The organism is Bradyrhizobium sp. USDA 4452, assembly GCF_054063575.1.
On sequence record NZ_JBSSGK010000001.1, the window covers coordinates 6,211,919 to 6,223,931 of the forward strand.

The 12,013-nt window shown below is 57.3% G+C and carries 9 protein-coding genes; 7 read left to right on the forward strand and 2 right to left on the reverse strand.

Going from position 1 to position 12,013, the window contains the following annotated elements; genetic code table 11:
• Positions 1 to 348 precede the first annotated feature (348 nt).
• From ACVISU_RS29340 to ACVISU_RS29365, 6 genes are all read left to right on the forward strand, one after another.
• Entirely contained in the window at positions 349 to 672 is a 324-nt protein-coding gene (locus ACVISU_RS29340) for a hypothetical protein (protein WP_456709229.1), read from the forward strand.
• 285 nt (positions 673 to 957) lie between these two features.
• Positions 958 to 2,361, forward strand: a complete 1,404-nt coding sequence (locus ACVISU_RS29345) for a sensor domain-containing diguanylate cyclase (protein ID WP_456709230.1) — start codon at positions 958 to 960, stop codon at positions 2,359 to 2,361.
• A 181-nt stretch (positions 2,362 to 2,542) separates the two neighbouring features.
• Complete coding sequence (locus ACVISU_RS29350) at positions 2,543 to 3,091, forward strand: EAL domain-containing protein (protein WP_456709231.1); 549 nt, start codon at positions 2,543 to 2,545, stop codon at positions 3,089 to 3,091.
• 1,242 nt (positions 3,092 to 4,333) lie between these two features.
• Positions 4,334 to 5,539 (forward strand): HlyD family secretion protein, encoded by a 1,206-nt coding sequence (locus ACVISU_RS29355; protein WP_456709232.1) that lies wholly within the window; start codon positions 4,334 to 4,336, stop codon positions 5,537 to 5,539.
• Positions 5,539 to 7,509, forward strand: a complete 1,971-nt coding sequence (locus tag ACVISU_RS29360; protein ID WP_456709233.1) for a glycosyltransferase — start codon at positions 5,539 to 5,541, stop codon at positions 7,507 to 7,509. The genes ACVISU_RS29355 and ACVISU_RS29360 overlap by 1 nt, the downstream gene beginning before the upstream one ends.
• Before the next feature lie 10 nt (positions 7,510 to 7,519).
• Entirely contained in the window at positions 7,520 to 8,632 is a 1,113-nt protein-coding gene (locus ACVISU_RS29365; RefSeq protein WP_456709234.1) for a cache domain-containing protein, read from the forward strand.
• Positions 8,633 to 9,135: 503 nt separating this feature from the next.
• Here the strand turns inward: ACVISU_RS29365 and ACVISU_RS29370 are convergent.
• Positions 9,136 to 9,504, reverse strand: coding sequence for a hypothetical protein (locus ACVISU_RS29370; protein WP_456709235.1), 369 nt, complete (start codon positions 9,502 to 9,504; stop codon positions 9,136 to 9,138).
• 945 nt (positions 9,505 to 10,449) lie between these two features.
• Between ACVISU_RS29370 and ACVISU_RS29375 the strand changes: the two genes are divergently transcribed.
• Positions 10,450 to 11,389 (forward strand): IS630 family transposase gene (locus ACVISU_RS29375; protein WP_456709236.1). Its coding sequence is split into 2 segments (ribosomal slippage): positions 10,450 to 10,799 and positions 10,798 to 11,389, totalling 942 coding nucleotides; the frame shifts between segments, so codons are not numbered across the junction.
• A 12-nt stretch (positions 11,390 to 11,401) separates the two neighbouring features.
• Here the strand turns inward: ACVISU_RS29375 and ACVISU_RS29380 are convergent.
• Positions 11,402 to 11,659, reverse strand: a complete 258-nt coding sequence (locus tag ACVISU_RS29380) for a hypothetical protein (RefSeq protein ID WP_456709237.1) — start codon at positions 11,657 to 11,659, stop codon at positions 11,402 to 11,404.
• Positions 11,660 to 12,013: the final 354 nt, after the last annotated feature.

Here is a 12,013-nt window from a genome sequence, read left to right on the forward strand (position 1 = left end):
CTTGCTTGAATACAGACTGGAAGAATAATCATGTCGGATTTCTGACTTTGCCGTTTTCGACCAGACAGGGTGGCAACACAAAATTAATGTGCTGCCGCCTGGTGCCTGTGCCGACTTTTGTATTAGCGTTTCTGGGCGACCAGCTTGGCCAGTGCCAACTAAGCGGGCATGCCGGATTTCGGCAACACTGCCCGATTGGGCGCTTACACCGAAGCTGCACCGCATTTCGCTAGCCGAATATTAGCTGCCTACAAGAGTTGGCAGGGCCTAGCTCAACCAGCTTTTGTATATAGCTGAACCTCTGTCCCGCGTTTCGGCGCGGGACCACCGGCAGATAACGGAGGCCACATGGCACACAAGAAACTCGTCAATCAAAGTGGGCTGACACTTACGGTGTTGCTCATCACGCGCGTCGGCTCAGAGCCGAACCAGTCCGGGCCGATCGTCCCAGCGGCACTACCGGTGGGCGGGAAGCAGACGATTGAGTACGGTAATGCGCAGAATCCTTTTCTCAATGGGCTTGTGATCTCCTCATCGTCCGATGGTGCGTTTTCGAATGGGTCCCAGATCGTGACGGCTCGAGGCAGCAACTGGGATACCCTACTAAACACGCACGATACGCTTACCTTTAGCGGAGCGGGTGGACTGAACGTTGTGGGTTCGAACACATGACCCGTCACGGCGCCAGCGCCGCGACGGAAATTGACCGCTCGTGGATGGCAAGCTGATGTTTGTCGCTCCGCCGTCCTGCTGGTGCCGCAGATGGACCGAAAGGTGAAGCTCATGCCCTCTGCGCTCGTCTGCCGCGATCATTCGCGTCGGCCTGTTAGATGGCCTCCGGCGGAGGCGAACCAGTGATATCTTCACCTTGCACAGCAGGACCGGAAGGTATCTGAAAAAAGCCCCGGAGTTCATGAAAGGACCGCGTGGAGTCATCTTGGAATGACGGTATAGCATATGAGTACCAATCTCGCAGTGCATGGTCCGCCCAAAACGTTGCGGCTGGTCACAGAGGCCTATACGAGCCTGCTCATCATCGGCTTCGCCCTGCTGCCCACTCAGTTCATCGCTTATCTTTATTTCCAGCAAGATCCCGCGCTGAAGTTTGAGGATCACCTCTTCCACGAGTTCGCCATCGCCGTCGCCACCCTCGAGGGGCTGTTCGTCACATATGTGACCTGGCGTTGCTACCGGTCTTCAGGCGAGCCTCTGCTGCGTTGGTTGACGCTTGGCTTTCTGGCGTTCGCGCTGATCTATTCGCTACACGGTGCCTTCACTGGGATGGCACACCACAATATTTGGCTGTTTCTGCTCTATGGGCCGGCTTCGCGTCTAGCAATGTCGATTTTGCTCTTGGTCGGGCTGCTCAGCTACAATCAGCCGTCAGACGAGTTCGAGAAGCGTTCGGACGCGCGCGCATGGTTGATGTGGATTGGCCTGTTCCTAGCTACGGACATCGGTGTCGCACTGATCGCCTATTCCTCGTATGCGGGGCACCCAGCGGTCCGCTTGTCCATGGAGGGCGGCGCATTGCTATTCAGTGTGTTGAATGTCTTGGTCATGCTCATGCGACGGATTCACTCGCCGCTGATGCTTGTTTTTGGCGTTTCCGTCGCGTGGTTCGCGCTATCGTCGCTCGCATTCATTCTAGCGGCGCCATGGAATCATATGTGGTGGCTGGCCCACGCGATCTTTGCTGGCGGGTTCTTTTTGCTCAGCTACGGAGTTGTCCGGGCTTTCCGAACGACGCAATCGTTCGCGACCATCTATAGCCAGGAAGAAATGACGGCCCGCCTAGCTCAATCGATGGCCGATACTCAAAAGGCGCTCCAGCAAGTGCAGCTGAGCAATCAAAGGTTGGAGCGACTTGCCGCCACCGATCCGCTGACTGGTGCCGGGAATCGGCGCCACTTCATCGAGCATATCGGCGCCGAGATCGCGCGGGCCAAGCGGACCTGTTCCCCATTGTCTCTGTTATCGCTCGATCTGGACCATTTCAAGGATATCAATGACTCACGCGGCCATAGCGTCGGCGATGAAGTCCTGCGCATATTCGTACGAAAGTGTCTGGAGGCGATTCGGCCTTACGACTCCATCGCGCGCGTGGGTGGCGAAGAATTCATGGTGTTGCTTCCGGGGGCGACGCTCGACGCGGCTAGCGCGGTAGCCGAGCGCGTTCGGTCCGCGATCGAGCGCACTGCATTCGACGTCGGAGCCGAACCGCCGGTTGGCGTCACTATCAGTGTTGGAGTGTCGGAGTTCGGGCGCGATGGCGACACGCTCGACCAATTCTTGAACGTCGCCGACCAGCGGCTCTATCGCGCAAAATTTGAAGGTCGCAACCGAGTTGTAGTCGCTTAGGTTATCGTAGACCGTGCACTTCGTCTCAATCCGCCTTGGCCCTACGCCGGCTCTCGCTGTCATTTCTCCGAGAAAGAGCCGCGCCCCACTAACAAGCATTCGGTCATGGTCCAGCAATTGAAATGTTTGCAGGTGAGTTCGCACCGCAACCGGTTGCGGCAACTAGCTGCCGGGAGCTGCCATGTCGTTGCTTTTCAACGGCGCTCGATCGCCTTCGCTCCGTCGATCGCTCAGTTGCCGATCACCTCATGCTGCGAAGGTCAGCGTCCCGCGTGCGCGCCCGCGGTCATCGATCGGCTCGCCAGGCAATTGGGAGGAGGTCCGGCTCCGAAGCACTACTGGCAGAAACCCCCGCGTCGCGCTCGATGAGTTCGGAACAGGTTATGCTACGCTCAGCCAGCTGCTTTCGTTTCGTCTTGACAAGATCAAGATCGACCGCAGCTTTGTGTCGGATCTCGACAATAGTACCGACAGCCGGGTGATTGTTCGTGCTATACTTAACCTTGCTAGGGGATTTGGTTTGACGACGACGGCCGAGGGGATCGAAGACGAACGCCAGTTGGTCTATCTGGCGGCTAATGGTTGTACAGAAGGACAAGGCTATCTATTCAGTGGTGCCGTTACAGCCGCGGGTATTCCCGCGCTGCTTGATCGAGAGGCCGGCCGCAGAGCGGTTACTGATGATGGAGCAGGACGTCTGCTTGCCAGAGTCGACGTGCTGAGTTCTTGAGGAGCGTCCGCCACAAGTGGGCTGCGAAAAAGTCACGCTGGTCCCCAGAACACCTCGAACCTGCTCGGGGGCTTAATCAGAAAGGGGGCGTTAGATTCTCGACGCTACATTGCATACAGCATCCGAAATTGCATTGTTGCTCCGGGTAAGCGCATTCTCTTGGGTAGGCGGCAGCTTTTAAGAAATCACATCGGCCCGATAGTTGGGCGGGTGGCTCACCTTTTTCAACAACTCGCGTGAACGCGCAGGGACTCCGCTAACGGTCCTATTTCCTCAGGCCGCACGAGCGGCCAAGCCTGATCTTCGACCAACTCTCTTCGCCCCGGCGGTGTGCAGATGCGCAATGGTGGAGGACTACGGTCAGACATCTGTCGTTCAGACATCGTCTAATGCGCCCGATACCCCTCCGACTGAAGTGCCGGAGCTCAATGTTCCAGTCTGGTTCCTGACCGCGCCAAGCACTGTCGTACGCGCACCCGCTTAACACACTGCCATTGGCACCCAGTTGTGCGCAGGCGGAACCCTCCCGACGGGGCATCGATAATCAGTGACGCCCGCGAGGCCGTATCACTCAACACCAAACGAACTAGCAGACAAGGCTCCCAATGCGAAACCTAATCTGACTTTCGGTCTCGCGGGAGGACATGACATAGACTGTCCGATTTCTGACAGGCTACCGGTCTAATCCGCTTACTCAGAAAATTTACTTTACTGATCAAGCCCTCGCAAATGGCACAAGGTTTGAAGGTAAAGGGGCATCGGCCGCAGTCGCTCGTGGACCGAGGCTGCAACACCGCGTCTTCGGCTATGGCCATTTGTTCGCAATGATACGAGCTACCACATGGAGTCGATTTCAATTGCACGTCACAAAGCCTGCCCTCAATGTGGCTCCGCATTGGTCCACCTTGAGTGGCATGAACGCGTCGGTTCGCGGGAGGTCCAGTATCTTTGGCGCTGCTGGAACTGCAGGAACGAATTCGTCACCGTTGTCAATTCTGACGAGAAGGATCCCCCTGTCGCTGAGATCACGAAGCTATTCTTTACCAGCCTGTTAGTCTGATCAATGACGCCTGAGCCGCTGGCACTCGTATTAGAGCGGCACTTGGCTTGCCAATCCAGAGTGGGGGCGGAGGGTCGGTTAGAGGAGGACGTTTCGACCTCAAGCTGGTCAGTCTATGTTTGCGCCGGGCTGGCAATACGTCTGTGCGACCTTCCCATCATAGACGTAGTTGGAATGTCCTTATGAAGCTCCTACGTGCAATCGTCGGCTTGGCCATGTTGACAGTGGGATTGTACGTTGTCATCGGTGAACACTTCGCTGGAACATCGGCGGACGCAACGCTCAATGCTCGACTCAACATCGTTCGCGCCCCAATCGAAGGAAAAGTAACGCTTGCGACAAAGAGCATCGGTGCGCGCATTAACCCCGGAGAGCTCGTAGCAGAAATCAACGACCAACGCTTTGATATCGCGAGGCTACTCGAGCTCGATCGCGATCGCGCAAACCAGCATATCGAGCTCAACCGCCTTCTTGGCCAGCGAGAGGCTTTGTCGGCATCCAGGTCCCGGTTCGATACTCAAGCGGCTGAATACCAGCGTGGCAGGGTTCGGCAGATCGAGGCCCGAATTGCCGAAACCAAAGCAGCTCAAGACGCTGCGGCCGCGCGCCTTCGTCAAGCTGACGCAGAATTCAAGCGAGCAAACGAACTGAGCACGCGTGGTGTACAGACGGCGGCGAATCTGGATCGCGCTCGCGCAACTTACGACGTCGCGCAACAAGAACTGGAGAGTGCGCAGCAGCGAGTAAATTACCTAGAGACGGAACTCACGTCCGCTCGCGACGGCGTCTTCATCGGGGAGTCGTATAACGACGCTCCCTCCTCGGCTCAACGTATCAGAGAGCTCCAGCAGCGACTGGCCGAACTGAATGTCGACAACGAACAGGTGAAAGCGCGTATTGTCCAGCTCGATCGGCAAATCGATGCCGAGCGTCTTCGTGTCAATAGTCTGAGCTTCGCTACGCTTAATGCCACCGTCGTTGGTCTAGTCTGGGACATACTAATAGACGATGGCCAATATGCGCGGCGCGGCCAGGATCTTGTCAAGGTCGTCGACTGCAATACGCTTATCGTCACCGCGGGCGTCAGCGAATCTCTATACGATAGTCTTTCGGTGGGAACGGCCGTCCAATTTCGGTTGTTTGGAGATGATCGCATTTTCAATGGGACCATAACCCGCCTTGGGGGATCCGGTGCAGCTTCACTCTACACCAATCTTGCGGTGGGTCCGAGTGCACAACATCTCCAGCGCTTTGATGTCACCGTGACTATTTCAGACCTCGCAACAGAGCCAGATCTCAGCTGCGCAATTGGGCGTACTGGACGCGTTATCTTCACAAGTGGCCCAATCGCTCAATTCCGCCGGTTTTTTACGCGGTACGGATTCTGATGCTTCTGCTGTCACCAATCGCTGCTGCCTTCGCAGGCGCCGCTTTCATAGTTGGCCTCTGCTTTACTGTCTTCCCGTTGCTTAATCCGATGAAGTGGTATTGGCGCACTCTCGTCCTAGGGACGGCTGCTTTACTGTCTTGGCGTTATACGACTTGGCGCTTCAGCGAAACGCTGGCGCCGCTCGACTGGACTGCTGACGCGTTGTTCAGTTGGGGATTTGCCGTGCTCGAAGCTCTGACCGTGCTGTCGTCTACCATCGCATTTTTTATATTGTCGCGGGTGAAAGACCGGACGGCCGAAGCAGACCAGTACTCCGAATGGTGGCTGCCGGGAGAAGCGCCGCACGTTGATGTCTTCATCACGACTTACAACGAGCCCTCGGAAGTACTCGAGCGCACGATCGTTGGTGCGACGGAAATCCGCTATCCACGCCTTCGGATTTTCGTTCTCGACGACGGTGCCAGAAACTGGGTGCGGCAACTTTGCGAACTGCACGAAATCGGATACCTCGCTCGCGCGAATAAAGAGCACGCTAAGGCAGGGAACATCAACCATGCACTTCGCGCGCGCGCTCGAGATCCCGCACCGCCAGCCTTTGTTGCTGTACTTGATGCCGATTTCGTTCCCCATGCGGACTTCATCGAGCGGACGCTAGCGTTGTTTCACGAGCCAAGCGTGGCGCTCGTGCAAACCCCGCAGCACTTCTTCAATCCCGACCCGATCCAACACAACCTGGGAATAAGCACCGCATATCCGGATGAGCAACGTCATTTCTTTGACAACGTTGAGCCGGCGCGGGATGCTTGGGGCATCGCCATCTGCTGCGGAACCTCATCCGTAATGCGGGTCCAGGCCCTCGAGCAGATTGGCTGGATTCCGACACAAAGCGTAACCGAGGACTTCCTGCTCACGCTTAAGCTCGCGGAAAACGGCTGGCAAACAGTGTACCTTAACGAGCCCTTAAGTGAAGGCTTGGCTCCCGAAGGGCTGAAAGAATATATCACTCAGCGTGGACGGTGGTGCCTTGGTTTGATGCAGATCGTCCGCAACGCCTATAGCCCCTTTGGCATGCGCAGCCTTGGTCTGATGCATCGAATCGGCATCGTTGATTCCTTGCTCTACTGGATCAGTACCTTTCCCTTCCGGCTTGCCAGCCTGATTCTCCCTCTCTTGTACTGGTGGTTCGGCATCACCATCGTGAATGCGTCATTGGTGGACATCATCAAATATTACGTACCGTACTACCTGATGGTTCTGATGTCCCTGAACTGGCTTTCAAAGGGGTTGTTTGTCCCGCTTCTCAACGATACGGCTCAGCTGATTGCGGCCTGGCCCATCAGCCAGGCGGCTGCTCTCGGGTTGCTGACCGGAGGATCGCATAAATTCTCGGTGACGGCCAAAGGCGGCGACCGAACCAAAGTAGTTGTTCAATGGTCTTTGATGCGACCATTTTTACTCCTGCTCGGACTGACGATCGGCGGCCTGATCGTGCCACTGAACTCCGATTTCGTCTTCAATACGTCTGCGACAGCCGGCGACGGCACGGCTGTCGTGATGTTCTGGACGGTTTACAACATTCTGGTGTTGCTCGTGGCAGTCGTGGTGTGCATCGAACGACCGCGATACGATCGACCTCAGCGCCAGATCCCAGAACCGATCACCCTGGTGATCCAAGGTGAGAAGCACCGCGGATGGCTTCTTAATCTGGGCCGAGGGGGCGCGCGAATCAGTGGTCCGTCCGGACTATCCACCGGAGCAGCAGGGAAGCTCAACCTGCCTGGAATTAGCGGAGTAGACGCGCATGTTGCTGCGACAACGCGTGACGGCTATCGACTTAAGTTCTCTCCAACTCCCGCGCAAAGGGCGAAACTTATCAAGAAGCTTCATACCGAATCCGCCATGCCAGGAGCCGATCGAGGGAACATCTGGCAAATGATCCGGGAGTTGGCGCGAGCTCTAACGAGGTGAGGAGCGCGAGATGCCTAAAAGACCGAGCCTACTTTCCTTGGTGTTCTTTGGAGGCGCCTTGCTCATATTGGTCCCTGCGATGGTGACCGCAACGGTCTACACGGCTTTGCTACAGCAGCGGGGAGAGCAGCTGCAATTCGACGCGTTAAGGATTCGCGGCGAGTTAAGCTCCGCGCTGCTGGCACGCCGGCTCTATGGCGTCTGGATGGATGTAGCTCGGTCCGCTCAGCTCATTGACCTAACGGATCTTAAAAATGCACGGGAACAAATAGACTTCTTGAGCCGCCTTGATGCGCGCTACACTTGGCTCGGCGTGGCGGATATCGAAGGGACCATTCTTGTGGCTAAAGACGGCATGCTCGAAGGAGTGAGCGTTGCACAGCGGCCCTGGTTTAGGCGGGGCCTTGTCTCGCCGACGGCTATCGATGTCCATGCTGCTCAATTATTGGCCACCCAGTTGCCCGCAGCTCGTGAGCCATATCGGTTTATCGACCTGGCTGCGCCGTTGCACCACGCCGGCTCCGTTGCCGGAGTCATCGGCGCTCATCTTGACTGGAAATGGGTCGCAGAAGGCATGGACTCGTTACAGGTACCCGGCATTGACGTGCTGCTGCTTTCGGGTGATCGAACCATCCTGTTTGGCCCGCCGGATCTCATCAACAAGCCGCTTAACATCGGCTCGGCGATTGCGGCTAGCCGCGTCACGACTGCGTCTCTACGCGAGCGTTGGCCGAACGGCAGGGACTACTTCACGGTGATCGTTCCGACGGTCAGCTTCGCGAACCTTCCAAGCTTTGGCTGGTCTCTTCTGGTTCGGCAGAGTGCCGACGAAGCGCTTGCGTCCACCCGTGATTTGATCCGATCGTTCTGGATTAGTTTCGGTGCGTGCGCGATTGCCACACTAGCGCTGCTCTTATGTGCGGCACAGTGGCTCGGGACGCCCCTAGGTCGGCTTTCGAATACAGCGGAGGCCCTCGCGCACGACGCGTCCGTGCTTCCGCCATACTCGGAAACACGCTTTAATGAAGCTGCGAGGCTCAGCGACGCACTAGCTCGCATCCAGTCGAAGCTGATGGGACTATCTGGTCACAATCGGATCCAAACACCAGGTGGAGACGACTAGCTGAATGACGACCAAGACAATCTTGGCGCCGGTCCGTCGCATAGGCTTGCGTGCAATGTGTAGTCGCCGCGACGTTTGAGATAAATTGAAGGGTTTTAGCGAGACGGGATTTCCGGTTCATCGCAGCCACTGGGATCGCAGAGGAGGCAGAGATCCGATCAGGCAAGGGGTGGCAGAACAAACGCGAAGGGATATTCGGCGTCAGATCGACGGGCTTCGGCAGCAAGGCAGAGTCTATATGAGGAGAAAAGTACGCGCCTTGGTGGAGCTTTCGATTATCCATAATAGTTCTCTCGAGGCATTTCCTGGATCGTTGGTTCGGACAGGTTATCCACCGAGCCCGCGCGACCTGTAGATTAGCGAGTCGTCCGACCGCAGGTGTTGACCGCATCAGTCGTTCCGGTCGAGCCAGAAGGATATTGCTGGGTTAGTTGGAGGTCTTCGTCTCCGACCCAACTGAAGCGGGCAGCTTCGAAGAGCATGCTTGCATGACCAATCACGGCTCAGCGCGTAAAGCTAGTCAGCTCGTAACACGCCCAAGCCGTTGCGCCGGGAACAAATTTGCTGCCGACTACTACCATTCCAGCAACTTTGCAGTCCGATAGCGTTGCCAGGTATCCCTCTAGGATCGTTATTCCGCCATCCTCGTTCTGATAGGCAACGATGCCTAACGCGCCGGACAATTCTCGTTTGAGGGTGGTATGGTGGCAGACATAGGAAGCGGAAGAGCCGGGCTTCATAGTCGCGGCTTTGATTGCTGCCTCCCCCATCGTCCTGCACTCGTCTATATTGTCTGCGCGCTGAGCAGTGATGTTGATCGTGGCTAACAGGCTCAGGTGCATCGAAGCGACAATAACGATTAATGGCGACATGGCGACGGACCTCACACTCATTCATCATGGCGAAATTGCGCTGAGCACGTCACGCCGTCGAAGATGGATGGGGCCGGCCATTGCGCACGCCTTTCGCGCTGATCGATGTCTTCGGCCGATTTATTTGCCGGCACATATATCGCCGTGCTGTCCAAGCCACATTGGCGACCGATGCCGCCGCGTCGGCGATGACAATGGTATGGTTTGGGCGGGAGGATACTCATGGGCGGTGCTCCTCATGAGCAGCGTCGGAGATGATCGAGATCAACCTGAAGAGCGTGAGCTGATGTTTGTCGCATAAGTCCCGGAGTCGCCAGCGCGAACTCATCTGGGCCACCTCTGGCGGACACCCTCCCGGAGTGCGACGAGCTTCTCGGCATCAGCGGAACGGAGAGCGGCTTCGAAAGTCGGTACAAATGTGAGACGATCCATTGCAGCCTCATCACGGGTCATGGAACGATCTCCACAGCACTCTGCCGCCCAAGGCCGTGCGGCCTGCGGAAAAGACGCGCGGGCGTCTGGAGGTACCGCCCGCGCGAAGGTTGCTACGCCAAGCTTGGTCTGTCTGGGGTTGCGTGAAGATAAACAGCCAAGCCGATAACCCTCTCAGCAACTCGTGTGCCAGATGGTCTTGATTTATGAAAAGCGTGCGGGCGGCTACTCACGACCGCCCGCACGCCGTCGCGCCGCGAACAGGCTTGGCCCTCACGAGGGTCATTCAATAAGGACCAAGCTACACCTGGCTCAGCAACCGGCGTGCCAGTCATGAAGCGAGAAACGATTGAATTTAACGCATGCATCGGTGCGTCACTGTCGTCAACCCGACGGGTTTGAACGAAAGCAGACGAGCGGCTAGAGCGTGATCCTTTTGGTCTGAATCGATTGGGGATTCCCAAATCAGCGGGGTTCTGATTCAAGATGCTGGCTGGAGGAGGCCAGCATCTGATGGGACGGGCCTATTCTCTTGATTTGCGCGAGCGCGTTGTTGCCGCGGTAGCGGCGGGAGAGAGCTGCCGGTCGGTGGCTGCCACCTTCAAGGTCAGTGTTGCGAGCGTGGTGAAGTGGTCGCAGCGGTTTCGCGCGACCGGAAGCGCGGCGGCGCGGCAGATGGGCGGCAATCGTCCCTACGCGCTGTCTTCCGAACGCGACTGGCTGCTCAAGCGGCTTGCCGAACAGCCGGACGTGACGTTGCGCGCCCTGCTGGCGGAGCTGGCCGAGCGCGGGATCAAGGTCAGCTATTACGCGGTGTGGCACTTCTTCGAACACGAAGGCATCAGCTTCAAAAAAACTGCACGCCAGCGAGCAGGATCGCCCCGACGTCGCCCGGCGGCGGGCGCAATGGCGAAAATATCAAGGACGGCTTGATCCTTCCCGGCTGGTCTTCATCGACGAAACCTGGGTCAAAACCAACATGACGCGCACCCACGGCCGTGCGCCACGTGGCGAGCGACTGATCGCCAAGGCCCCGCATGGCCGCTGGCGGACGCTGACCTTCCTGGCCGCCCTGCGCCATGATCTCATCGAGGCGCCCTGCGTGATCGATGGTCCGATCAATGGCGAGAGCTTCCTGGCTTACGTCGAGCAAATGCTGGTTCCGACACTTAAGCCTGGCGACATTGTCATCATCGACAACCTCGGCAGTCACAAAGGCAAGACCGTCCGTCGCGTCATCCGCGCCGCCGGCGCAAAGTTGTTCTTCTTGCCGCCCTACAGCCCGGATCTCAATCCGATCGAGCAGGTCTTCGCCAAGCTCAAGACCTTGCTCCGAAAAGCTGCCGAGCGAACCGTCGAAGCAACCTGGATGCGCATCGGCGCTCTACTCAACTGCTTCACGCCCCAGGAATGCGCCAACTACATCGCAAACGCCGGATACGCTTCAACATGAACCAATCATGCTCTAATGACGCCCAGGGAGGGAGGGGCTCGGATGATTGCCATCTTGTATCGCGATCAGTTTGCCGGCTTTCAGGCCGAGCTTTTGTAATTGCTCCTTTTGCAGCGGACAATTAAGCATTCCGGCCCTTGCGCCGCTGTTTGCTAACGTAATCCGCACTGCTTCGGACGGGTCAGCGACGGCAACCGCGTATACGTGTCTGAATTCTTCGTCGTCGCCGTCCTCCTTGAACACAGCAACTGTCACTACCCAACCATCCATTGTGCTGCGCTCCCGGTAGGCGTCGTCTACGCGCTACCGAGCCTCGGGAATTCCGGAGCCAATGGATTCGGAGACCGAACTAGCTAATTGCATGAATATCGCGGCCGATACGATGGCGAGCGAAGCAGGCGCCATTAAAATCACGCAAGTACGGGAGATCAACGCGCACCACATAGCTCCGGCTCCAGCTGATCGAGGCGGAGCCTTGCACTACCTTCGGAACCAGCGCTAGCCGCTCGAACTCGAAATGCCTGCAGCTAGATCGGTTCAGTCGGGGCGGAGAAGGGATGGATGCAAGCAAACACGATGCCGCCCGTTTGGGCTGACGCGGCGATGTATAGATCCGCCGCACGC